The organism is Blastocatellia bacterium, from assembly GCA_035275065.1.
In the GTDB taxonomy this organism is placed as follows: Bacteria; Acidobacteriota; Blastocatellia; order UBA7656; family UBA7656; genus DATENM01.
The window spans coordinates 56,084-79,752 of the sequence record DATENM010000001.1 but is presented as its reverse complement, the minus strand read 5'-3'; the positions used below and the strand labels follow the sequence as shown (position 1 = coordinate 79,752).

General features: G+C 58.9%; 26 protein-coding genes. 13 read left to right on the top strand and 13 right to left on the bottom strand.

All coding sequences use genetic code 11. The features are described from left to right. The first annotated feature begins 328 nt into the window (after nucleotides 1-328). From folD to VJ464_00340, 4 genes are all read left to right on the top strand, one after another. On the top strand, nucleotides 329-1,249 hold the full coding sequence (gene folD, locus VJ464_00355; GenBank protein ID HKQ03552.1) for a bifunctional methylenetetrahydrofolate dehydrogenase/methenyltetrahydrofolate cyclohydrolase FolD: 921 nt from the start codon (nucleotides 329-331) through the stop codon (nucleotides 1,247-1,249). 14 nt (nucleotides 1,250-1,263) lie between these two features. Next, nucleotides 1,264-1,530, top strand: a complete 267-nt coding sequence (locus VJ464_00350) for a UBP-type zinc finger domain-containing protein (GenBank protein ID HKQ03551.1) — start codon at nucleotides 1,264-1,266, stop codon at nucleotides 1,528-1,530. Between the two features lie 102 nt (nucleotides 1,531-1,632). Next, complete coding sequence (locus tag VJ464_00345) at nucleotides 1,633-2,235, top strand: sigma-70 family RNA polymerase sigma factor (GenBank protein HKQ03550.1); 603 nt, start codon at nucleotides 1,633-1,635, stop codon at nucleotides 2,233-2,235. Next, a complete protein-coding gene (locus tag VJ464_00340; protein ID HKQ03549.1) occupies nucleotides 2,232-2,819 on the top strand; it encodes a cupin domain-containing protein in 588 nt (195 codons plus the stop codon). Before VJ464_00345 ends, VJ464_00340 begins: the two co-directional genes overlap by 4 nt. Before the next feature lie 16 nt (nucleotides 2,820-2,835). On the opposite strand, the gene VJ464_00335 is transcribed toward VJ464_00340, so the two are convergent. From VJ464_00335 to VJ464_00300, 8 genes are all read right to left on the bottom strand, one after another. Continuing rightward, nucleotides 2,836-3,021, bottom strand: coding sequence for a DUF5522 domain-containing protein (locus tag VJ464_00335; protein ID HKQ03548.1), 186 nt, complete (start codon nucleotides 3,019-3,021; stop codon nucleotides 2,836-2,838). 8 nt (nucleotides 3,022-3,029) lie between these two features. Further along, nucleotides 3,030-4,553: a FumA C-terminus/TtdB family hydratase beta subunit gene (locus tag VJ464_00330; GenBank protein HKQ03547.1), complete on the bottom strand. Its 1,524-nt coding sequence runs from the start codon at nucleotides 4,551-4,553 to the stop codon at nucleotides 3,030-3,032. A gap of 73 nt (nucleotides 4,554-4,626) precedes the next feature. Continuing rightward, complete coding sequence (locus VJ464_00325; protein ID HKQ03546.1) at nucleotides 4,627-4,935, bottom strand: ATP synthase F0 subunit C; 309 nt, start codon at nucleotides 4,933-4,935, stop codon at nucleotides 4,627-4,629. 308 nt (nucleotides 4,936-5,243) lie between these two features. Then, nucleotides 5,244-6,191, bottom strand: a complete 948-nt coding sequence (atpB, locus tag VJ464_00320) for a F0F1 ATP synthase subunit A (protein HKQ03545.1) — start codon at nucleotides 6,189-6,191, stop codon at nucleotides 5,244-5,246. Nucleotides 6,192-6,194: 3 nt separating this feature from the next. Beyond that, nucleotides 6,195-6,689 (bottom strand): ATP synthase subunit I, encoded by a 495-nt coding sequence (locus VJ464_00315; protein HKQ03544.1) that lies wholly within the window; start codon nucleotides 6,687-6,689, stop codon nucleotides 6,195-6,197. A gap of 21 nt (nucleotides 6,690-6,710) precedes the next feature. After that, nucleotides 6,711-8,252 carry a hypothetical protein gene (locus VJ464_00310; GenBank protein HKQ03543.1) on the bottom strand — a complete coding sequence of 514 codons (1,542 nt, stop codon included), beginning with the start codon at nucleotides 8,250-8,252 and terminating at the stop codon, nucleotides 6,711-6,713. Between the two features lie 56 nt (nucleotides 8,253-8,308). Then, on the bottom strand, nucleotides 8,309-8,752 hold the full coding sequence (locus VJ464_00305; GenBank protein HKQ03542.1) for a type II toxin-antitoxin system HicB family antitoxin: 444 nt from the start codon (nucleotides 8,750-8,752) through the stop codon (nucleotides 8,309-8,311). Nucleotides 8,753-8,754: 2 nt separating this feature from the next. Further along, the gene (locus VJ464_00300) at nucleotides 8,755-8,994 is read right to left on the bottom strand and encodes a toxin HicA (protein HKQ03541.1); all 240 of its coding nucleotides are present in this window, start codon (nucleotides 8,992-8,994) and stop codon (nucleotides 8,755-8,757) included. A 122-nt stretch (nucleotides 8,995-9,116) separates the two neighbouring features. Here VJ464_00300 and VJ464_00295 point away from each other — a divergent pair, with 122 nt between their 5' ends. Both VJ464_00295 and VJ464_00290 read left to right on the top strand, forming a co-directional pair. Beyond that, nucleotides 9,117-9,677 carry a GNAT family N-acetyltransferase gene (locus VJ464_00295; GenBank protein HKQ03540.1) on the top strand — a complete coding sequence of 187 codons (561 nt, stop codon included), beginning with the start codon at nucleotides 9,117-9,119 and terminating at the stop codon, nucleotides 9,675-9,677. 34 nt (nucleotides 9,678-9,711) lie between these two features. Further along, a complete protein-coding gene (locus tag VJ464_00290; GenBank protein ID HKQ03539.1) occupies nucleotides 9,712-10,785 on the top strand; it encodes a winged helix DNA-binding domain-containing protein in 1,074 nt (357 codons plus the stop codon). Nucleotides 10,786-10,799: 14 nt separating this feature from the next. Here the strand turns inward: VJ464_00290 and VJ464_00285 are convergent, their stop codons facing one another. From VJ464_00285 to VJ464_00265, 5 genes are all read right to left on the bottom strand, one after another. After that, nucleotides 10,800-11,270 (bottom strand): nuclear transport factor 2 family protein, encoded by a 471-nt coding sequence (locus VJ464_00285; GenBank protein HKQ03538.1) that lies wholly within the window; start codon nucleotides 11,268-11,270, stop codon nucleotides 10,800-10,802. A gap of 31 nt (nucleotides 11,271-11,301) precedes the next feature. Further along, on the bottom strand, nucleotides 11,302-12,297 hold the full coding sequence (locus VJ464_00280) for a TIGR03842 family LLM class F420-dependent oxidoreductase (protein ID HKQ03537.1): 996 nt from the start codon (nucleotides 12,295-12,297) through the stop codon (nucleotides 11,302-11,304). Nucleotides 12,298-12,436: 139 nt separating this feature from the next. Further along, entirely contained in the window at nucleotides 12,437-13,306 is an 870-nt protein-coding gene (locus tag VJ464_00275) for a nitrilase-related carbon-nitrogen hydrolase (protein HKQ03536.1), read from the bottom strand. Nucleotides 13,307-13,420: 114 nt separating this feature from the next. Then, a complete protein-coding gene (locus VJ464_00270; protein ID HKQ03535.1) occupies nucleotides 13,421-14,443 on the bottom strand; it encodes a TonB family protein in 1,023 nt (340 codons plus the stop codon). Nucleotides 14,444-14,490: 47 nt separating this feature from the next. After that, a complete protein-coding gene (locus VJ464_00265; GenBank protein ID HKQ03534.1) occupies nucleotides 14,491-16,005 on the bottom strand; it encodes an NCS1 family nucleobase:cation symporter-1 in 1,515 nt (504 codons plus the stop codon). A 180-nt stretch (nucleotides 16,006-16,185) separates the two neighbouring features. On the opposite strand from VJ464_00265, the gene VJ464_00260 reads away from it, so the two are divergent. The 7 genes from VJ464_00260 (at nucleotide 16,186) to cas7c (ending at nucleotide 23,667) form a co-directional block, all read left to right on the top strand. After that, nucleotides 16,186-16,713 carry a GNAT family N-acetyltransferase gene (locus VJ464_00260; protein ID HKQ03533.1) on the top strand — a complete coding sequence of 176 codons (528 nt, stop codon included), beginning with the start codon at nucleotides 16,186-16,188 and terminating at the stop codon, nucleotides 16,711-16,713. A 6-nt stretch (nucleotides 16,714-16,719) separates the two neighbouring features. Further along, a complete protein-coding gene (locus tag VJ464_00255) occupies nucleotides 16,720-17,175 on the top strand; it encodes an Hsp70 family protein (protein HKQ03532.1) in 456 nt (151 codons plus the stop codon). 81 nt (nucleotides 17,176-17,256) lie between these two features. Further along, nucleotides 17,257-17,433, top strand: coding sequence for a hypothetical protein (locus VJ464_00250; protein ID HKQ03531.1), 177 nt, complete (start codon nucleotides 17,257-17,259; stop codon nucleotides 17,431-17,433). Nucleotides 17,434-17,612: 179 nt separating this feature from the next. Continuing rightward, the gene (cas3, locus tag VJ464_00245) at nucleotides 17,613-19,910 is read left to right on the top strand and encodes a CRISPR-associated helicase Cas3' (GenBank protein ID HKQ03530.1); all 2,298 of its coding nucleotides are present in this window, start codon (nucleotides 17,613-17,615) and stop codon (nucleotides 19,908-19,910) included. Continuing rightward, a complete protein-coding gene (gene cas5c / locus VJ464_00240; protein ID HKQ03529.1) occupies nucleotides 19,907-20,773 on the top strand; it encodes a type I-C CRISPR-associated protein Cas5c in 867 nt (288 codons plus the stop codon). Before cas3 ends, cas5c begins: the two co-directional genes overlap by 4 nt. 1 nt (nucleotide 20,774) lies before the next feature. Continuing rightward, on the top strand, nucleotides 20,775-22,727 hold the full coding sequence (cas8c, locus tag VJ464_00235; GenBank protein HKQ03528.1) for a type I-C CRISPR-associated protein Cas8c/Csd1: 1,953 nt from the start codon (nucleotides 20,775-20,777) through the stop codon (nucleotides 22,725-22,727). Further along, on the top strand, nucleotides 22,720-23,667 hold the full coding sequence (gene cas7c / locus VJ464_00230) for a type I-C CRISPR-associated protein Cas7/Csd2 (GenBank protein ID HKQ03527.1): 948 nt from the start codon (nucleotides 22,720-22,722) through the stop codon (nucleotides 23,665-23,667). Before cas8c ends, cas7c begins: the two co-directional genes overlap by 8 nt. Nucleotides 23,668-23,669: the final 2 nt, after the last annotated feature.

Below are 23,669 nucleotides of genomic sequence, written 5' to 3'. Positions count from 1 at the left end.
CGTTGGAAAGTTGCTAGCACGGATTGATCGAATGCGAACGAACATAACGCCTTCCCGATGTTACACGATCTGAGGATTGGGGGCTAGGGTCTAGGGTCTATTTATTCTCCGGACTTGAACCGCCAAGACGCCAAGGACGCCAAGAGAACGCCGAGCTTTTCTTGGCGATCTTGGCGTCTTGGCGGTTTATATCCGATGGTTATTCGAGAATGAATAGGCCCTGGGACTAGGGTTAGGAGAAACGCCGCGGTGGCAATCATCTCGGTGTAACTGCCGGCCCTAGCCCCTGCCCCCTGACCCCTGTATACTCGACCTTGAGGATGGAAGAATGACAGCGAAGATTCTCGACGGCGCGCGCGTTGCCACGGCGATTAAAGAAGCGGTCGCGGCAGAAGTCACGGAGCTGGCGGCGCGCGGCCTGCGCCCCGGCCTGGCCGCCGTGCTGGTTGGCAACGACACCGCGTCGCAGATTTATGTCTCCAGCAAAGTCAAAACCTGTGAACAACTCGGCCTCTACTCCGAAAAGATCGAGATGCCTGAAACGACGACGACCGCCGAGATGCTGGCGCTGATTAACGACTTGAACCGGCGCGAAGAGATTGACGGAATCCTCATTCAACTGCCGCTGCCTCGCCAGGTGGATTCGACCGCCGTGCTCGACTCGGTTGACGCGGCGAAAGACGCGGACGGGATTCACCCGGTGAGCCTCGGGCGGCTGATGTTGAACGAGCCGGGGCTGAGACCATGCACGCCCGCGGGCATCATGGAGATGCTCGATCATTACGAGGTCGAGATGAAGGGCAAGCGCGCCGTCGTCATGGGCCGCAGCCGCATCGTCGGCCTGCCGATGTCACTGCTGCTGCTGCACCGCCACGCGACGGTGACGGTCTGCCATTCGCGCACTGAAAACCTGCCGGCAGTGGCGCGCGAAGCGGACATCTTGATTGCCGCCATAGGCCGCATGGGAATGGTGGATGCCGGCTACGTCAAACCGGGCGCGGTCGTCGTTGATGTCGGCATGAATCGCGTGACGAGGCGCGAAGACCTGGAGCGGTTTTATGGCGACGACGCCAGACGGCGCGCGGCCTTTGACAAGAACGGCTCGACCTTGATCGGCGACGTCAACCCGCGCGAGGTTTCCGAAGTCGCCGGCTGGCTGACGCCTGTGCCCGGCGGCGTCGGCCCGCTGACCATCGCCATGCTGATGAAGAACACGCTGACGGCGATGAAGCGGCGGCGAATGGCTTGAACAGGAGAACAACGATGGCGGTAAAGAAAACGACAGAATGCCCGCACCTTGCGGCGACCAGTGAAGCAGCGTTGAACGTCGCCAACACGAACTGCGCCGAATGCGGCGCTACGGCGCCAACGCGCGTCTGCATGACGTGCGGCCATGTGGGCTGCTGCGAGTCGTCGCAAGGCCATGCCCGCGCCCATGCGCTCGCCGCGCACCACCCGCTCATCCGCGAGCTTCCCGCCCGCCAGGGCTCGTTCACCTGGTGCTACGACTGCAACGCCTACCTGCAATAAATCAGCGCTTTCTTCTTGGAAACCCGCCGCTTTGATTGTATGATGGCGCACGAATCGTAGACATATCCCCTGCGTTATTCTCTTCGCAAAGGTGGAAACGGTTTGACCGGAACTCGCCACAACGCCGCCGAAGTGCCTTCGTCGGGGCCGGACTTTGCGGCGCTCATCCGCCAGATTGCCGGCGGCGATCAGCAGGCGCTCTCGGCGCTCTACGACGGCACCAGTAAGCTGGTCTTCGGTCTCGTCCTGCGCATCCTCGGCGACCGCAGCGTTGCCGAAGAGGTGCTGTTTGATGTCTACACGCAGGTCTGGCGACAGGCCGCGCGTTATGACCCGGCGCGCGGCGGGCCGCTGGGTTGGATCACCACCATCGCCCGCAGCCGCGCCATTGACCGTCTGCGTTCGGATAAGCCGCTGCAACAGGAAGACGAGCTGAGCGACACGACCGCCAGCCGCGAAACCAGCGCCATCAGCCCCGAAACCAGTGCCGCGCTCGCCGAGATGCGCGAGATCGTTCGCGGCGCGCTCGACCTGCTGTCAGCAGAACAACGCGAGATCATCGAGCTGGCGTATTACTCAGGAATGACGCAGACAGAGATCGCCGCGCATCTCCAGCTACCGCTCGGCACCGTCAAGACGCGCACACGCCTGGCCATGATGAAACTGCGCGAGGCTCTGAGGCCGATCATGGAGAAACCGCTATGAGCACTTGCGCCGCCGCCCAGATGAAAGAGCATGCGCTGCTCTACGCGCTCGGCACCCTGACGCAGAACGAAGCGCGCGCCTTTGAGGATCATCTCGCCGATGGCTGCAATGATTGCGAAACCGAATTGCGCGCCTCGGAGCAAGTGGCTCACGGTCTCGCTTACGATGCGGCAGAGGTCGCGCCGCCGGCGCCAGTCTTTGAGCGGTTGATGAATTTCGTCAGCGAAGCGCCGCAACTCGCGCCGGTCGCGCCCGGTGCGCCCGTTCAGTTGACGACCGTGTATAAAGACGAGGGCCAGTGGTTTGAATCATCGCCCGGCGTTCTAGTGAAGCGGCTGTTTAATAATCCCGAAACCGGCACGTTTACTTCGCTGGTCAAGATGTTGCCGGGCAGCACCGGCACACTGCACCGCCATCCCGGCGTCGAAGAGTGCATCATCCTCGAAGGCGATTTTCATGTCGCCGGCAGCCGCCTGGGGCCGGGCGATTATCACATCGCCGGCGCCGGCAGCATTCACGACAAACCTTACAGCATCGGCGGCGCGTTGCTCGTCATCATCGGCCCGCCCTACGAGCGGCTCTAGCCGCCGACGGATAAAGTCACTCTTCAATGCAGCCGGCGGTCGAGTCTTTGTAAGGGCAGTGACGGCAGCCGGAGTTGCAGCAATAGCCGCGCTTCAGATGGTAGAGCGCGGTGAAGACCATCAGCCCGGCTTCGACGTAATAATCCTCGCCTTCGACTAGCCGCGCCGGCTGGCCTTCGTCCGATGTGCTGCGGTGGCTCATGACTTGTTTCAGAAGACCGGCGCGGCCAGTTTGCCCAACATCGTTGCCGACGCCTGCTCAACGTCCTGGTGCAGCGAGTTGCCGTGCGCGTCCATCGTCACGATGGCTGGGAAGTCGGTGACGCGCAGATGCCACATCGCTTCCGGGATGCCGAACTCCAGCAGGTTCACGTCCAGCACCTCTTCGATGCAGCGCGCATAGACCTGCGCCGCGCCGCCGATGGCATTCAAGTAAACCGCGCCGGCCTCCTGCATCGCCTCAAGCGTCCGCCTTCCCATGCCGCCTTTGCCGATGACGGCGCGCACGCCATAACGTTTGATGATGTCGCCTTGATAAGGCTCTTCGCGGATGCTGGTCGTCGGGCCGGCAGCGGTGATCTGGTAATGGCCGTTGTCTTTCATCACCACAGGGCCGCAGTGGTAAAGCACAGACCCTCGCAGGTCAACCGGCGGCGCGTGCTTCATCAAGTGCGAATGGACGGCGTCGCGCCCCGTATACATCTCGCCTGAGATCAGCACCACGTCGCCGACCTTTAACTCGCGCACCTGCGCTTCATCGAGCGGCGCGCGTAATCGGCGCTCGCTGCCGGTCAGCCGGAAGCCTTCGCCGGTAGCCATCGCTTTCGCCGGCTGCTCGTCTTTGTAGAGCCAGCGTTTGATCTCGCCGGTACGGGCGTCCAAGACGACGCCGTGACGCCGGAAGGCCCAGCAGTCATAAGCCACCGAAACGAAGAAGCTCGCAGGCAAGCGGTTGAGCGCGCCGATCTTGCAGCCGATCAGCGTCACGCCGCCGCCGAAGCCCATCGTGCCGATGTTCAAGGTGTTTGCGGCCTGCATGACATAATCTTCGAGCGCCGCCAACCGCTCGTCACGGTTCACGTCATCGAGCGTGCGGAAGAGCTGTTCTTTGGCGTGCTGATAACCCGACGTGCGGTCGCCGCCGACCGAGACGCCGATGGCGCCGGCGCTGCACCCCTGGCCCTGCGCCTGCCAGATGGCATGCAGAATACATTTGCGCACGCCGTCCAGATCGCGCCCGGCGCGTCCCAGGTGCGGCAATTCGGTCGGCAGCGCGTACTGGATGTTTTTGTTTTCGCAGCCGCCGCCTTTGAGCAGCAAGCGGACTTCGATCTCGTCTTCGCTCTCCCACTGATCGAAATGCAGGACGGGCGTGCCGGGGCCGAGGTTATCGCCGGAGTTCGCGCCGGTGATCGAGTCAACCGAATTAGGCCGCAGCTTGCCGCGCCGCGTCGCCTCGCTGATGGCTTCGCGAATCTCGCGCTTCATCACCAGTTGATTGGCGCCGACCGGCGTCTTGATCTCGAAAGTCGGCATGCCGGTGTCCTGGCAGATCGGCGCTTCGTCACTGCAAGCCATATCGATATTGTTGGCGATCACGGAAAGCGCGGTGCCGGCGCTGGTCGCGGGGTTTTCGGTTTCAAGCGCCACCGTCATAGCGCGGCGCACGTCGGGCGGCAGGTTGGTTGACGTTTCGGTGATGAGTCGGATGATGCTTTCTCTAAATGATTGCATGGGATTATCTCCGCGGGGCAAGAAAAAGGGGAGCCCGGGCGGCCCCCCTCGTTGTGTGTCCGCTCGCGCTCGCTTACACGAGGAACAGGGTCAGGAACGTGAATAGCACGAGCGTTTCGATCAGCGCCAGGCCGAGCAGCAACATCGTGAAGATGCGCCCGCCGGCGCCGGGATTGCGCGCCGTGCCTTCGCAAGCGCCGGCAATCGCTCGCCCGTCGCCGAGCGCGCCGCCGAACGCCGCAATGCCGACCGCGAACGGCGCCAGCAGCTTGAGGTTCGTGCCGTTGCTCGCGGGCGCGGTGCCGCCGGTCTGCGCCATCGCCGTGCCGACGACCAGCAGCATCATCAGCGCCGACATCACAAACAGTTTGAATCGAATCATGATGCGTATCCTCCAACGGCCCAGGCGAGCCGCCGTGTTCGGAACCGCTCACAAGAGGGCAAGCGCGGCAAACGTCACAAAAGTATGAACAGCGTATGAAGCGGACGTTTGCGGCCACCTCGCCCTCGTCGAGCGATTCAAGTTATCAACCGGAGGAGACCGTCACGGCGCAGCCCGCGGATAATTTCCACGCGCCCGGTATACGCTTGCCACCCCTAATCGGCAAGGCTCCAGCAGCAACGTGCGCTCACTCTATGAGCTGCCCCGACCGTCTCCCGCTTTCAAACATCTATGAAACCAAAATCGAATCAGTGTGCTTCGGCGACGGCGTCGCGACCGTGGCCGTGGTCTTCGTGGTCGTGCTCTTCGTGCGGCACGGTCTCTGACAGGTAGACCATCGACAGCATGATGAAGATGAACGTCTGCACGAAGGCGACGAAGATGCCCAGCACGATGGTGAAGATCGGCACGAACGGCGCGACCAGGCCGAGAAAGGCTTCGCCAATCTTATGGTCGGCAAACATATTGACGAACAAGCGCAGCGACAGCGTCACCGGCCTGACGGTGTTGGAAACGATCTCGACGATGAAGATCATCCAGCCCATCGCCCACAACGTCGCGCCGGTCAGGCCGCCGGTGAAGTGCTTCAGATAGCGCAGCCCCTGTTGACGGAAGCCCGTAGCGATGTAGTAGATGAACGAGGTGATGCCGAGCGCGCCCGTCACGTTGATGTTTTCGGTCGGCGCGCCGAGCCCCGGTATCTGACCCATCAGATTGCTAATCAGAATGAAGACCGCAAAGCCGCCGATCACCGGCAGGTAACGCTGCCCATAAGGGCCGATCACTTGATCGAGCAGGCCGCGAAGCTGCTCGATGGTGACTTCCAACAATTGCTGGCCGCGCGATGGGCGATCCACCGAGAGTTTGCCGCGCAGGTACAGTACCAGGCCGACAGCGATGATAAATGCCAGCACCGCCCAGATGACATGCTCGGCAATGACCGGCTCGCCCGCCGCGGGCGCGTGCCAGGTCTTGCCAAAAAGCCCATAGATCGGCGGCATGATCGCCTGCTCGATCTTCAGCACCGTGGGGCCAAGCAGATGATTGACCTGCTCGACGATCCACGGCTCGGCGTGAGGGCCGGCGGCTTCGGTGGTGTGTTGCACAGCCTCTGTGGCATGCTCGCCCGCCGCGGTCGTCGCTTCGCCTGCCGGCGCGTGTCCTTCCTGTAAGAATGCCAGTAGCACGGTCAGCATGAGTTATGGTTCTCCGTCGCCTCGCGTCAGCGTTTTATAAGTCACGTAAGCCGCTTCGATCATCACCGCCGCTGCCGGCGCAAACAGACCGGCGAGGATGCCGACGGCGTCAAAGTAACCTGTTCGGTTCGCCGCCCAACCGAGCGTCGCGATCAACAGCCAGCGGACGATGAATTTCATCGAAGTTCCCGGCGGCGCGTGCGTGCTGCCTGTGCCGAGAATCGCCCGCAGCGATGAATGCAGCCATCTGTAGTTTAACAATGCCAGCCCGCCGCCCAAAATCAGGCCGAGCAGAAAATGCAGGTCGGCAAAGATGGCGGCAACCAGGATGGCGCAGGCGAGCACCGCGAGGATGTTGTTCCAGACACGCCGCTCGACCGCCAGGGAATCGGTCAACGCGCCGCCCGCATCGTCTTGCGGCGTTGCGCCATCCGCGTCGCTTGTCTCTCGGTCGCCTTTTTCGCCGCTTGTCAAAGCTGAAAATTCTAGCAGCGCCATTCACGGCTTGTCCAGCTTGCGTCAGGGCTGTTTTTCGGGCTTTTTGTCGTCCTTCGGCTTGCTTAGATCATACTCGCTCGCGACCCGGACTTTCTTATAATCGCTGTAGCGCGTCACGACATTGACGCTGAACTTCGCGAGCAAAAGGACGCGAGCCGCGAGGTTGGCTTCGGCGTACGAAGGCATCCAGACTTCGCCGTTGACTTTCTCTTGTTCCATCACCACCGCCGACTGCGACGACAGCGAGGCGAGCAGCCCGCCGCCGATTTTGAACGAATCGCTCAAGCGCGCTTCGACGCGGACGATCTGCTGCGCCGCCTCGTCCACCCACATCGTGCCGATCAGCTTGCTGACGAGCGCCTCGCCGCGGTTGCGCGTCTTGACGTTCTTCTTCGGCTCGAAATCGAAAGCGATCACCTCGTGGCCGCGAAACATCTCGCGGCGCATCGAAGTCACCTCGCTCAGTCGCAGGAAGCTGAGGATCGACATGCGGCGGCGGTCGTCTTCGCCATCCTCGTCGTTCTTCTCGCGCCGCTCGCGCTCCTCCGCGCGCTGCCGTCGCTTCTCTTTGGCTTCGATCAAATCTTCGGCGGCCTTCCGCACGCGGCGGTCTACTTTCTCCTGCTCGTCTTTCGAGAGCGGCTTGCCGTTGCGGCTCACCAGCCGCCGCACAAAGCGACCGCCCACGGGCGTGACCTCATAAGCGCGCGTCTCTTTCTCTTTGGCGCGGCCTTTGTCGTCTACCTCGCGCTCGGTCTCGATCTCGCTGAAGGTGTACTTCTCGCGCAGCTCCTCGATCTGCTCCTGATGAGCGACGATGGTTTTCATCAAGGTTTCAAGGTCGGGCAGCGGGCGGGCGTCTTCGGCTTGCGGGTAACGAAACGCCGCCTGCTCAACCGCGTTGTGGGTGACGCGATCAATCGTGATGACGGCTGCGGTCGTGCCGCGCCGGATGCGCCACGCGAACGGCTCCATCAGGCCGTCAACGGCGCGGTAATCATCAAAGAATATCTCTTCTAAGCCGTCGCCGGTGTCGCGTTCCTGCTTGATGATGAGAAAGCTGCGCGCATCGAAGAAGAGCCGCGCGGCGGCGCTCTCTTTAACAAACTCGACGCGATAGGCATCGCGGCCATCGAGCGTGATTCTTGCGGGGGGTTGCGGCGCAATCTTGTAGCGCGAGAGGTCTTGCAGATGCGAGTTGGCGATCACGGCTTCGAGGCGCAGGCGTTTGGCCTCATCGCCCAGCAGCGTGCGCAAGCCGCGTGCGTCCAAGCGCCACGCCGACTTGCCATTGAAGCATTCCGAGCTTTTCCACGCGCCGGCTTCGATGTCTATGCGCAGGCTTTCCGGGGCCGACGCTTGATAAGTGAAGCGGCCCGCCTGACCATCCGCGATCTTGACGCTGCCGGTTGCCTGCGTGCTTTTGACACGTTTAAGAGCGCCCGCGCCGACGGCTTTCTTGTATCGCTCGATGAGCTTGCCGGTCGAAAGCTCGGCGGCCTGCGAGCCGGCTGCCGATACCAGCAGACAGAGCAAGAGCAGATAAATAATACGTGGTTTCATTATGGAAGGCTGTCGGCACTCACAGGTTTCGTCCGCCACTTTAAGAACGGGCGGACTCACGCTCTTTTCCTCTTTTCTACTTCCTCATTTGACCTTAAGCTCGTCCAACACTCAAGCTCTCTGCTCTCAAGCCCGGCCCGGAGTGCGTCTGCGATGATTGTCTCGCGGCTCCTGCCGGTTCTCTTCATCCCTATCTGAATCAATCGTTCCATTTGCGCGTCGATGAAAATGACACAGCGGTCCTCGAATTCTACTTCCACCACAAGCTGCTCATAATCTCCGGTCGGCTCCGGCATGCGTTCACCGGATTGGTCAAGGTCTTCAATGACTGCCTCGACCACAAACCTGATCTCCTGCAACGCGGCCTCCGGACTATCGCCATGCGCGGCTAGGGAAGGGAATTCGGCGACACGCGCGACGAACGCCCGGTCTGGCTCTGACCATCCGACGCTGTAAAGATAACGTTGTGCTTGCGTTGCATGCTCGCTTTTGGTCGCCATAACTATTCCCCCTTGAGTCTTTCAAGCGCACTGATAAGTTGACGAACCTGGTAAGGCTTCGCCTTGCCCTTTTCGCTCTGCAAGTTGATGCGCGGGTCGCCAGGCCACGGCATTTTGAAAATGTAATGACTGCCCTTCTTGCGGGGATTGCCAAAAAACGCCGTGGCAATTGCAACCAGCCGAACGAACCGGATGTTCGTTTCGTTACCCCGCAATTCTGCCAGGGCCTCAACAATCGTCATAAATAGCTAGTACCTTATTCAACACCATGAATTCAAGCGAAAACGATCCCCACCAACGCTTGCCGTCGCTTGGGGCGGCGCGCTACCATCGCTCGGTCATCATGCTTTACGGTTGAACCGCTATGAACGAAGGCCGACAGATCGAAGTCACGCGCACCTATTTGCAGCTCACGAGCGCCGCCGAGCTGAACGCCGCGCCCGGCCCGCAAGCGCCCGCCGAGATCGTGCAAGTCCGCAATTGCCCGGCGTCGTTTTATCGCTACCTCTATGCGGAAGTCGGGCGGCTCTATCACTGGACGGATCGTTTGCCGTGGACGGACGCCGAGATCAACGCGCACCTGGCGCGGGCAGAGATCACGCTCTGGATAATGGTTGTCGAAGGCGCGCCGGCGGGCTACTTCGAGCTTGAGCGCCACACGGACGGCTCTATAGAGGTCGCTTACTTCGGACTGCTGCAAGAATTTCTGGGGCGCGGCCTCGGCAAGCATCTGCTGAGCGAAGCCGTCCGACGCGCCTGGCAGCAAGGCGCTACTCGGGTCTGGCTGCACACCTGCACGCTCGACGACCCGGCGGCGCTGCCGAATTATCTCAAGCGCGGCTTCAAGCCCTTTAAAGAAGAAAAATACTTGACGACCGTGTCTGCCGAAGAAGAACAGGCAGGCAAGTGGCGCAAAGCGACCTGACGCGGGCGCGTCGAAATCAACACACGGAAGACGGATGAAAAACTCTGACATCGTGCGCCTACGATTGGCGAACCAGCACCTCACGGGAACAAAGTTCGACACGCCCACTGAGGCCGTCCGCTTTATGGGCGCGGTTCAGGCTCAAGACTACGCGGGCGGGCTCTGGGCCGTCGGGCTGCGCACCGCCAATGCCACCGAACAGATGATTGAGCGCGCCCTGGCCGAGCGCGCCATCGTTCGCACATGGCCGATGCGCCGCACGCTGCATTTTGTCGCCGCAGAAGACGTACATTGGATGCTTGAGCTGCTGACGCCGCGAGTGATTGCCGCGAGCGTGGCACGCCAGCACTATTTCGGCCTGGATGAAAGCGTCTTTGTGCGCTGCCGCAAGGCGCTGACACGCGCCCTCGCGGGGGGTAAGCGCCTGCGGCGCGCCGGCGTCTACGAGCGATTAGAGGCGGCGGGGATTTCGACCGCCGATGGGCGCGGCCTGCACATCGTGGCGCGGCTGGCGCTCGAAGGCCTGATCTGTTTCGGCGCTCGCGAAGGCAAGCAGCCAACCTTCGCCTTGCTCGACGAGTGGGTGCCTGCGGCCAGGCGGCTGACGCGCGACGAGGCGCTGGCGGAACTGGCGCGCCGCTACTTCACCAGCCACGGCCCGGCCACCGTGCAAGATTATGTCTGGTGGTCGGGGCTGACGACGAAAGACGCGCGAGCCGGCATTGAGATGGCCAAGTCGCACCTCGCGCAAGAGAAGAGTGACGGGCAAACCTACTGGCTATCGCCTGCCATGACAATATCAAAAGCGCCACAGCCCGCGACTCACTTGCTGCCGCCTTATGATGAGTACACGGTCGCTTACAAAGACCGCAGCGCGGTGCTCGACCCGTCGTACGCCAAACGTGTGAACACAGGCAATGGCGTCTTCAGCCCGGCGGTGGTCGTGGAAGGTCAGCTGGTCGGCTTGTGGACGCGCACGCTGAAGAAAGACACGGTGGTGATTATGCCGACGCCTTTTGAAGAATTCAGCGCCGCCGCGCGCCGCGCCATCGCCCGTGCGGCCAATCGTTATGGCGAATTCCTCGGCGTATCCGCCGTCTTGGCGTGAGCGCAATCGGTTGATTATTGCGGTGGGCGCGGCATGCGCCCCGGCGTGATCGAGGCGTGATAATGCCAGACGCGCCACTGGCCATCGCGCTTGCGCCAGAGGACAGTCGCCCGGCCCTTGATATCGCGGCTCTGCCCGGCTTTGCTCATTTGCGTCTGCGTCCATGTGCCTGTCTGCACGGCGTTGTCACCGTTGACCAGAATTTTCATGTCGTCGCTGAACTCAAAGCGCGTGATCGAATAATTAGTCGTCGCCGCCGTCCAGACGCGCTTCAAGCGATCAAAGCCCGCAAGCGGCCCTTCATTGATGTCGTAGTAGATGTTGGTCGCGTCTTTCTCGAAGACTTGATCGAGCACCGACAGGTCTTTTGAAACAATCGCCTCGGTGAACTTTTTGGTTTTAGCCTGAATCTCCTGCTGGGCATCCTGGCCATACGCGACCGGCGCGGCCAGCAAAATCAAAACGAATCCGAGCATCTTCATCATGCCTTCTCCTTCTCGCGCCGCACGGCCCGCGCTAGCGGTTGAGTTGCGGCACGACCTCGCGCCCATAGACCTCGACGGTGTCTTCTTCGTCGCCGCTCATGAGATAGATGTTGAACTGCGTCACGCCAATCTCTTGCAGCTCGCGCAGGCGGCGGACATGCGCTTCAGCCGGGCCGACCAGACAGAAGCGATCCACGATGTCATCGGTGACGAACTCGGCATTCGAGCTGCCGACTTCGGCGTGGTGCAGGTAGTTATAGCCTTTGCGGTCGCGTATGTAAGCGGTCAAGCCGGCGGGCAGTTCTTCGGGTTTGTAGCGCGACACCAGATCGACCACATGGTTCGACACCAGCGCAGGGAACCATCGCACATGCTCGCGCGCCGTCGCCAGATCGTCAGACACCCAGACGGGCGCGGCGCTCATCACGCGAATCTTTGAGAAGTCACGGCCCGCTTCTTCAGCGCCTTCGCGCACAAAGCCGAGGCACCACTTAATCAGTTCCGGGTCGGCGAATTGCAGAATGACGCCGTCGCCGACGCGGCCCGCCGAACGCAGCGCCTTCGGCCCATAAGCCGCGACCCAAACGGGCGGCACGCCGCTGTCGGCCCAGGTCATTTGAATCTCGCGGCCCTCGTATTCGATCTTCTTGCCGGCGCAGAGGTCGCGCACCACCTGCACCGTCTCTTCCAACCGCTCAAGCGTCGTCGGCTTCTTTCCCATGACGCGGCGCGAGCTGTCACCGCGACCGATCCCCATGTCCATGCGGCCGCCCGATATGCGGTTGAGCGTCGCCAGCAAGCTCGCCGTCACGGTCGCATCGCGCACCGCCGGGTTGGTCACGCATGTCCCCATGTGCAAGCGCTCGGTGTTGGCAGCGACCATCGTCATCAGCGGGTAAGGGTCTTGCCACAAGACGTGCGAGTCGAAGAACCAGCTATGACTGAAGCCCGCGGCTTCGGCCTGACGGGCCAGCGCCACGATGCGCGTGCAGGGCATGTCGGATTTGAAGGTGATCGCAAATTCCATAAATCAGTGGTCAGGAGGCAGGAGGCAGGAGGCAGGAGGCAGTAAGCTTTCAAGTCGGATGTGTGTCGCAGCGAAGTCCAATCCGAGTTTCCTGCTTCCTGCCTCCTGCTTCCTGCTTCCTGCTTCCTGCTCTCTCCTTTCATTCGCTGACGATTTGGTCGTAACTTTCGGGGCGGCGGTCGCGGTAGAATTGCCAGACGTTGCGCACCTCGCGAATCTCGTCGAGGTTCAGATCAGCGACCACCAGTTCGTCGTTGTCGCGCGATGCCTGGGCGATGATCTTGCCGCGCGGATTGCAGAAGTAGCTCTTGCCGTAAAACTCGCCGATGTCCCACGGCTGCTCGTGGCCGACGCGATTGATGGCGCCGACGAAATAGCCATTGGCCACGGCATGCGCCGGCTGCTCAAGCTCCCACAGGTATTCCGAAAGCCCCGCAACCGTCGCCGATGGATTAAAGACAACCTCGGCGCCATTCAAACCGAGGATGCGCGCCCCTTCGGGAAAGTGGCGGTCATAGCAGATGTAGACGCCGACGCGCGCAAAGGCGGTTTCAAAAGTCGGGTAACCCAGATTGCCCGGCTTGAAATAGAACTTCTCCCAGAAGCCCGGCGCGGTGTGCGGGATGTGGTTTTTGCGATACTTGCCTAGGTACTTGCCGTCGGCATCAATCACCGCCGCGGTGTTGTAATAAACGCCGGTAATCTCTTCTTCATAAATCGGCACGACGATCACCATGCCGTGTTTCTTGGCGGTCTCTTGCATCAGCCGTGTGGTCGGCCCGTCGGGGATGGGCTCGACGGCTCCGTACCAATGCGTGTTCTGCTCGGCGCAGAAGTAGGGGGTCGTGAAGACCTCTTGCATGCAGATGATCTGCACGCCCTGGCGGGCCGCCTCTTCGATAAAGCGCAAATTGGTTTCGATGTTCGCCTGCTTGATCTTTTCAATCGGCTCATCAATCGGGCAGGCGTTCTTCGCCTGAATCAATCCGCAACGTACCGTTCTTGCCATAACGCTCTCCTGGAAGTCAGGAGTCAGATGACCGAAGTCAGAATGGAAAAGGCAGTCGGCTATCGCCGCCGCTTCTATTCTGACTTCTGACTCCTGACTTCTGACTTCTTCGTGTTAAAACTTCACTTCCACATCGACCCAGGTCGATTGCGGCAAGCCGTTCTGCGTCGCCGCCTCGAAGCGATACTGCAAGGCGGCTTCGACGGCGCGCTGGTCGAGACCGTAGCCCAGCCGGCGAATCACATAAGCGCGCGCCGGGCGGCCATCGGCGGCGACCAGTAAGCGCAAACCGACCGTGCCGGTGATGCGAGCCCGCAAGGCTTTTTCCGTAGGCGCTGCCGCGACCGACTGGCGCAAGCGCGCCGGCTGTGTCGTGCTCGAATAACGCAACGGCTCAGGGATGACCCCCGTAGCGCGGCGCGGCCGCGTCGGCGAGCCGTGCTCGATGGTGCGCAAGTTGGCCAGCGCCGCGCGCACCGTCTGCCGGTAAGCCTCGCGCCACTGGTCGGGCAATTTTAGCGCGTCAATCGTCGCTTCGGTCTCGCGCAAGGCGCTGTCGGCATCCGGGTCGCCGATCTCGCCGAGCGCCCATGCGGCGTCATAGCGTGGGTCGAAATTGACGTCGCCCAACATCTGGATCAGCTCGTCAACCGCTTCGCCATCCTGCGCCAGGCCGAGGGCGATGACCGCGGACGAGCGCACGCCGGTGTCCGGGTCGTCGAGCACGCCGGCAATGGCCGTAAGCGATTTGCGCTCGCCGATCATGCCGAGCGCAAAGGCGGCGGCGGCGCGCGTCGCGGCGTCTTTGTCTACGAGCGAGCGGATCAGCGCATCAGCCGCCAGCGGGTCGGCGATCTGTCCGAGCGCGAACGCGGCGGCTTCGCGCACGGTGGCGTCTTTGTCTTTGAGCGCCGCGGTCAGCGGGCGCACGGCGTTGCGTGCGCGCAGCGCGCCGAGCTGGTCGGCGGTCTCGCGCCGCGTCGAAGCCGCGGTGTTTCGGAGTCCCGCCAGCACGGATTCCGGTGCGGGCGACGGCTTGACGACGACTTGCGCCGTCACCGGTTGTTGCGCACAGGCCATGCACAGCAGAGCGGTGAGCGCGATACCGAATAGCTTTTGCTGAATGCGAATCCCCATGATCGATTAAAGGTCTACAAAGAGGAAAACATGATGACGGCTTTAGATCAAGACGCTTGCGTCTGTGCGGCGGCGGGTTCGACCGGCGCGGTCAGCTTCATCAGCCCCAGGTAGATTGCGCCCGACGCGAAGAAGCCGACGAACCAGCCGTAATCATAAAGCGGCTTGAGCGCGGGGATCACCAGCCCGCCCCAGGCCAGCCCGCACCCCAGCAAGACGGCCACGACCGCGCGCCAGTTCCACCCCGCCGCGTAGCTGTACGCGCCTCTGATTTTGTAGAGGTCGGGCAAGATTAACTGCTTGCGGCGCACCAGCCAGTAGTCAACGATCAGGATGCCGGCAATCGAGCCGAGCCCGCCCGAATAACCGCCCAACCATTTAAAGACGTAACCCGCCGGGTCGGCCAGCAAGCGCCACGGCTGCATGACGATGCCGAGCAGGCCGGTGATCAACCCGCCAAGCCGAAAAGTGATAAGGCGCGGAAAGGCGTTGGCGAAATCATTGGCCGGCGAAACGACGTTGGCGGCGATGTTGACTGACAGCGTCGCGACGACGACCGTGAACATCGAAACGGCGACGACGACCGGCTGCGTGAACTGCCCGACCAGTTGCACCGGGTCCCAGATCGTTTTGCCGAAGATGATGGCCGAAGCCGAAGTGATGATGACGCCCATCGCCGCAAAGACGACCATCGTGGTCGGCAGCGCCACGGTCTGGCCGAGCACCTGCTCGCGCTGGCTGCGCCCGAAGCGCGTGAAGTCGGGCATGTTCAGGCTGAGCGTAGACCAGTAGCCGATCATGCCCGTGAGCGACGGGATGAAGACTTTCCAGAACGCGCCGAAGCTGCCGAACTTGTCCTCGCCGTGCATGATGTTGCCCAGTCCTTGCGCTTTCCACAGCACCCAGACCAGCAGCAGGGCCGCCATGACCAGCACGAACGGCGCGGCCCAGTTCTCGACTTTGCGCAACAAGTCCATGCCGCGATAGACGATGTAGATGTTGAGCGACCAGAAGAGCAGGAAGGCGATATATTCGGTCGGCGTATGGCCGGCGATTGCGGCGGGCGATTGAATGGGGCCGCCGAGCAAGGTTTCCCACGCCGGCCACAGCGTGCGCAGCAAGGTGTGAACGGCTTCGCCGCCGATCCACGCCTGAATGCCGAACCAGCCGCAGGCGACCAGGGCGCGCATCAGCGCCGGCAGGTTCGAGCCGATGGTGCCGAAGCTGGCGCGCGAGAAGACCGGGAAGGGAATGCCATAGCGCGTGCCCGGATGCGAGTTCAACAGGATCGGCACCAGCACGATGGAGTTGCCGAGCAGGATGGTCAACAGCGCCTGCCACCAGTTCATGCCGAGATCGATCAGGCTCGACGCCAGCATGTAAGTCGGAATGCAGTGCGCCATGCTGATCCATAGCGCGGCGTAATTATAAGTCGTCCAGTTGCGGCGGGCGATGGGCACGGGGGCCAGATCGGCATTCCACAGCGGGCTTGCCGACAGGTCTTCGCTTAGCTCGACGAAATCATTGTCGCCGGTTTGTGCGGGATTGGTTTGCGCGGCCACGTCCGTCCCTCCGGCGCGAGATAGTAACAAAGCCATCAAGCAAATACAACATTAGAATCTCCAACGCTATACAGGTCAACGATGATGCCTTGCCGGCCATCGGGTTTGTGTATCTTTGTGGCTTCGTGCCATTGTGGCTATTCTTCTAGCCAAGCTTAACAAGATGGTAGTATTGGAACGATGAGCGAGAAAGCCATGCCTTCAATCCGCCTTGCGACCGCGGCTGACGCCGGCCTCTTAGCCGAGCTGGGGGCCAGCACTTTCTATGACACGTTCATCGGCGATACCACGCCCGAAGACATGGCGGCCTATCTTGCCGCCTCCTTCAGCCCATTGCTTCAGGCGCAAGAGATTGCTGACGCCGACACGACATTCTTCATCGCCGAGATCGCTGGAACTGCCGCCGGCTATGCCAAGCTGCAATCGAGCGCCGCGCCGCCTTGCGTAACTGGGGATCAGCCGGTTGAGCTGTGCCGGTTGTACGTCGCCAGCGGCCTGATCGGCAGCGGCGTCGGCGCGGCATTGATGCAAGCCTGCATCAGTGAAGCCGAGAGCGCCGGCTCGGAGACGATGTGGCTTGGGGTGTGGGAGCATAACGAGCGCGCCCAAAGGTTCTACGAGCGATGGGGCTTTGAGGTAGTCGGCGAGCATATTTTTCAGCTCGGGTCAGACGCCCAGCGCGACCTGGTGATGCGGCGCAAGATTTGATGCGGCATGGAAAGAGACCACATGATGAAATGCGCCAACTGCGGAGCAACCCTCTACAGTAATCATCCCTCGGCTGCGTGTGTTTACTGTGGCGCGGCCAGGTCAGGAAACGCCCCGGTGCTGGCGCGGTCGCTAAGGATCGAAACGGTGGGGGACACCGCAACCATCCTGATCCCGCAGGGCACGGAACTGCCTACGAGTATGGCCGAAGTATTCTCGACGGCCTTCGACGGACAATCCACCGTGGAGATTCATCTGCTCGAAGGCGACAGCGAGAGCGTCAGCCAGAACCGTCACATCGGCAGGTTTCAGCTCTCGGGCCTGCGTCCGCAGCCGCGCGCCGTGCCGCAGATTCAGTTCGTGCTGCGCGTCTCTGCCGAAGGGGCGTTAGTCATCGAAGCCGAGGAAGTGGGCACAGAGAATCGCCGAGTGTTTCAAGGGCTGATCGTCGGCGTCAAATAATCCCTCCATAAAATCGAGGTGGCCGGTCATCGCGCCGCTCAGGTTGATTTGCCATTGCCGTGCTGCGGCAGGGCGGTCTCGTTGGCGGAGATCGGGCGCGGCATGACCGCGGCGCGGCGCTCGGATTCGATTGCGCGCAACAAATTCCACAACGAACCGGGCGAGCTGGTGGCGTGGGAGCGCGCCCGGCATATCGAGCGGGTAGGGCGCAAAGCGCCGAAGCAGTCGGCAGCCACGCCGCCTTCGGATCAGTCATAAAGCTGAACCGACAGCCGCGCCGCGACTTGTTGTATGAACCATGTGGCCGCGGCGCGGCAATGATCGATTAAGCGAAATAGTAATGAAAAAGACGTTGCAATCGCGGCGTGATAGGCATATTGTATGCGGGCTCACAACGGCCCGAAAATCTGTTCATCCATTTGAGTGAGTTGATTTTCATGTCATTCCTTGCGCACACGGAGAATGAAAAAGGCGAGCCGCACCTGTTAAGCGTGCATCTGCAATCGGTTGGTGCATTGGCGCGGGCATTTGCTGAGGCCGCCAACCCGCAACTGGCAGATGCCGCGCAATGGGCCGGCTTGCTGCACGATCTTGGCAAGTATCGCGATGAGTTTCAGGAATACTTGCGCGGCAAACGCGAAAGCAGCGCAGAAACGCATCATGCAGTCTATGGCGCGGCATTAGCGCGACAAAAGCGATGGATTGCTCCATCGTTTGCCATTGCGGGACATCATGCGGGTTTGCATGATCTTGTCGAATTAGAGGCATTGATTGATAAGCCTGTCTATCAAACCAAAGACCACTTGCGCTTATTAGAGGCGCGCTTCAACCAAGAGTTAACCACTGTTGCGACCGATCTTAATGAACCGCGATTTGACGACAAAATGCGCCTGGAGTTTTATGTCCGAATGGTTTTCTCGGCCTTAGTGGATGCAGATTTTCTAGACACAGAAGCTCATTATCAAAGTCAACGCTCGACAGTGCCGCCGCTTGACGCAACCCTTACGCAAGAGCTATTGCTAAGCCTGCAACGCGCCAAAGAAGCCAAAGCACAGGCTGTCAGAGAAAATAATGGCGCAGCAGAACTTGCCGCATTACGCAATGAGATTTACGACGAGTGTTTAGCTAAAGCGACTCTTCCGCAAGGCTTCTTTTCGTTGACCGTGCCAACGGGCGGCGGCAAAACTTTGTCCAGTATGGCTTTTGCCTTGCGGCACGCGGCGCAACACAACTTGCGGCGTGTCATTGCGGTCATTCCTTATCTATCCATCATAGAGCAAAATGCTGCGGAATACCGGCGCATACTCGATCCGCAGGACATTGGCTTAGTCATAGAAAATCACTCCGCCGTTGTCATCAAGTCGGAAGATGATGAGCAAAGGAAAACCAGCGAGGCGCGGGCGCGTTCACCGCTCGTGTTAGCCGCAGAGAATTGGGATGCGCCTGTAGTAATCACAACCGCAGTGCAATTTGTCGAATCATTATTCGCTAACAAGCCTTCACGCTGTCGCAAGCTGCACAACGTAGCACGCTCGGTTGTTTTATTGGATGAAGTGCAAACTTTACCGGCGCATCTGCTGGATCCGCTATTGAGCGTGATGCGCGAACTCCGTGACACCTATAAAGTCAGTTTCGTGTTCTCGTCTGCAACCCAACCGGCTTTCCGCAAACAGTACAACTTGGCCAATGGTTTTTCTGAAGGCGAGGTCACAGAGATCACCGAAAAGACGCAAGAGATGTTCAAAACATTGCGGCGCGTGCGTTACGAATTGCCGCCCACAGGTCAAACACACAGTTGGCAAAGTTTGGCTGATGAAATGAGTGCGGCAAAGCAAGTCTTATGCGTCGTCAATACGCGCAAGCAAGCCTTCGCTTTGTGGGAAGCTTTGCGCGGTCAATTGCGCGAAGAAGAAGAAGCGAGCATCTTTCATCTTTCATCCGCAATGTGCGCGGAGCATCGCTTTGACTTGATCGGTGCGATACAAGCTCCTCAAGAAGACAGCATTCGTGCGCGATTGCTGCGAGGTTTGCCTTGCAGAGTTGTTTCTACGCAATTGGTAGAAGCGGGCGTTGATTTGGATTTCCCGACGCTTTATCGCGCACTAGCGCCACTTGATTCGCTCGTCCAAGCCGCAGGCCGTTGCAACCGTGAAGGCAATTTACGCAATACGCAAGGTGAGAGCAAACTTGGGCACGTCATTGTCTTCGTGCCGCAAGACAACGTCACGCCTCCTGGTATTTATCGCATCGGGACAGAACACACTCAAACCATGCTTGAGGGCGCAACGATCAGCGCGGAACACCTCGCGACTGACCCACACATCTTTGCAGCCTACTTTCAACGGCTCTATCAAAATGCCAATACGGGTCAGCAGATTCAAGACGAGCGCAGAGCTTTCAACTTTCGCACGGTTGCTAGCGCAGCCAAAGTAATCTCCGATAATGGCATCGGTGTCATCGTCCCTTACGGCAGAGCTATTAAGCTCATCGATGATTTAAGAAAAAAACAGACGCCCAAAGGCCAACCACGTTTTACACGCGACGATTTGCGCAAACTGCAACGCTTTATAGTCAACGTGCGACAAGACGATTACACAAAGCTAGAAAGGAATGGCCAGTTACAGCCATTGCTATTCAACAGCAAGCTTGAATTGCAAGTTCTCAACCAAGGCTCCTATCACAGTAATTTGGGAGTGCTTGTAGATCAACGACCAACAGAGGATTACAACCAATGACGGATAAAATCAGCGTGCGTGTGTGGGGGGATTGGGCTTGCTTCACACGCCCGGAAATGAAAGTCGAACGCGTCAGTTATCCATTAATGACACCGTCGGCGGCTCGTGGCATCTTGGAAGCCATTTTCTGGGAACCACAAATGTATTATCTGATTGACGCCGTGCGTGTGGTACGGCGCGGAGCTTGGATTTCATTCAAGCGCAATGAAGTGACGGCCCGCATCAGCCTCACCAATGCACGTAGCTGGATGGAAGGGCGCAAGCAAGTGACGCCTATCATAGCGGGCGGCGGTGCGACCGATTTTACGCAGCGCAATACACTTGCCTTACAAGGCGTCGAGTACATCATCACAGCGGAAGTGCGTTTAACTGAACTCGGAAAGAAAACAGGGCAGAAAGTACAGAAATACCGCGATGAAGTCACTCGACGCGCTAAAAGCGGCAAATGTTTTCATCGCCCTTGTCTTGGGATGCGCGAATTCGCTGCTGACTTTGATTGGGAAGAAGATGCGTCTACAGCCCTTCAGCGCCGCGCCGCAGAGATGAGCGATGGCTGGCAGGCTTGGGGTAAGGATGATTTGGGCTTGATGCTCTATGATCTCTTCGATCAAGAAGACCGTGCAAAGGGTTTTCGTTGGTTGAGCGCAACAGAGAAAACGGCCTACAAGTTTGAACGTGAAACACGGGCGGCGCAGTTATCCAAGGGCGAAGCGAAAAAGCTTTTGAAAGAGGCACTACCTGAAGAAGAAGGCACGTTCATCAAGCCTTTGGCTGCTTTCTTCCACGCTCGCGTGCGCGACTCTGTAATGGAATGTCATCCGTCGCGCATCACGCTTATACGCCAAAATGGAGGCACGCACTGATATGCTTTTACAAGCACTCTATGACTTTTACCAACGCGCTTGTCGTGACGAGCTAATTGAAGAAGCCGCTTTCACGAAAAAGTACGTGCGTTGGACGATCCCTCTTAAGGCCGACGGCACGTTGGAAGGTGCAGGCTTGATTGAGAACCCCAGGCCGCAAAAAGGTGGGAGAGAATTTACGGTTCCCCGTACAGGTCGTCCCAAAGGAAGCGGGCAAGTAGCCGAGTTTCTCTTTGGAGAATTGGAAGCCGTGTTTGGTTTGGATAGAGAACCAAATGCTGCTGCGGGTGATTTAGCCAAGCGAGCAAGGATCGAGGCGAATAATAAGGCCAAACAGAAAGATTTCTGGCAGCAAATCGAGCAAGCTGCACATGAAACAAAAAGCTCTTCACTTTTGGCGCTACTCAGATTCCGCGATCAAAATGTAAACAATCCTAATGCAGTCAATCCTGCGTTCCTACGCTGGGGGCTGAATCAGGAAAATGAGAACGAGGAGCCATGTTGGTGGATAAAAAATTCGCTTGGAAAGGAAATCAAACTTGGGCCTGACAATTTCATCTTTCAGGTTGATGGTCATCTGCTGTTAGACGACGAAGCGGTGATTCGCCCCCATTGGCGCACAACCTTCGCACGAGAAACAGATGCTAAAGAAAAAGACGCTGTCAAAGGTTTGTGCCTCGTGACAGGGAAGAATGATGTTCCCATCCTAAAATCTCACCTGCCAAAAATTAAAAAAGTACCGGGCACAAAACAGGCCGAGGTCTTTCTGGTTTCAGCTTATGAAGACGCATTCTGGTCTTATGGACTTGAACAAAGTCTCAACGCGCCGGTTTCTTCGGAAGCGGTAAGGGCCTATTGCAATGCCTTGAATTTCTTGCTTTCAAACGAAAAACACCGACTCAAAATTGGCGGCATGGCCCTTTGCTTTTGGGCAAAGGAAAGTGAGGCCGTCAATGACCTCTTCGCGCAACTTTTCGAGCAACCAAAGCCGGAGGCTGTGCGTTCATTTCTGACTCTGCCATTCAGGGGCGATGCTGACTACACGCCATTGAAGGAGGATCAGTTTTACAGCGTGACGCTAACGGGCAATGCAGGACGCATCATTGTGCGCCACTGGATGCGACAAACAGTCGAGCAAGCTGTAAGGAATTTCCGATGTTGGTTTGAAGACTTGCAAATAGCGGAGTACAGGGCCGTTGGGGATGAAGAAATCCCACTGTCCTTAAAATCACTCGCGAGAACCACGCTTAGAATCACTAGCGATAGAAAGTATAAGGATGAAGACCTGAAGGCCGAAGTTGTAACGCAGCTTTATCGCGCTGCTTTAGAAAGTACTGCGCCATCGCTCTTATTGGCGCACCGTATCTTGGAACGCTTCAAATCAGACTTGGCGAAGAACGGTTTGTCTGCACTGAACAATCTCTCGCGCTTCGCCCTGTTGAGGCTTGTCATCAATCGCAATGAAAAGGAGAAGAGTCGCATGATCGATCCGATTATTTCCGAAACCGATGACCCTGCCTACAACTGTGGCAGGCTGTTGGCGATTTTCGATGACCTACAAATGGCCGCGCACGATTACAAGCTGGAAGGCGCAGGCGTTGTGGAGCGTTATTACGGCACCGCCTCTTCTGCTCCGAATAGCGCCTTTGGCATTCTGTGGCGGTTGCATCAACACCACTTGAAAAAGTTATCACGCAGCGATGGGGGCAAGGCTAAAGCTGAATCCTTGAAGAAGAAAATCGAGGACATCGCGAAACTTTTCAAACAACCGCAGCCAAACTTGCCGCCGCAATTTCCACGCTCTTTCAATTTGCAAGCACAAGGGCGATTCGCGCTCGGCTTTTATCAACAGAAAGCTGCTGAACGTGCTGGAAGACAAGAGTACTTGGAAGCGAAGAAAGCACAAACCGCCACCCAACAGACTGATATGAAAGGAGAATCCATTAATGACTAGCGCCCTGACCAATCGCCACGATTTTCTACTGCTGTTTGAAGTCACCAATGGCAACCCCAACGGCGACCCGGATGCAGGCAATATGCCGCGCCTTGATCCGAATACTAATCGCGGCATCGTTTCGGACGTTTGCTTGAAACGCAAAGTCAGAAACTACATTACGGAGTTCGCCCCCGCACGCGAGGACGAACAAGCCAATGGCTACAACATTTTCGTCCAGCAGGGTGCAGTGTTAAATGAGCGCATCAATGAGGGCGTGAAAAAGGCTGAAGGCCAAATCGGTACTCAGGTCACAGACGAGCGTAAAGCTGAAGCAGCAATGAAATGGTTGTGCCGCGAGTACTATGACATTCGTGCTTTAGGAGCGGTAATCTCCACTGGTGAAAAACCAATGAAAGGCTCTGCTTTTGGACAAGTGCGTGGTCCAGTGCAGTTCACTTTCGGTCAGTCTTTCCATTCAATAAATGCGCTCGAAATAAGCATCACACGTTGCGCCGTTACAAAGGAAGAAGATCGCGCGAAAGAACGTACGATGGGCAATAAGCACATCGTTCCTTACGCGCTCTATGCGGCGAAGGGTTATGTCTCGCCCGCATTCGCCGAGCGCACGGGATTTACTGACGATGATCTCAAGCTGCTCTTTGAAGCGCTATTGCAAATGTTCGAGCATGACCGTTCGGCGGCGCGCGGCGAGATGGTCGTGCGCGGACTATACGACTTCGAGCATATCGGTACACAGGGGCCAAACAATGCCGAGCAGAACAAGCGCGAAGCGCGGCTCGGCTGCGCGCATGCCCACAAACTGTTTGAGGGAATTAAAGTGAGCTTGAAAGAAGGCCGCGAATTCCCCCAGTCATTCGACGACTACAAAGTGACTTGCGAATGGGACAATACGCCATTGCCAAACGGCGTAAAGCTGAACAAACGACACGAGGACTAAAC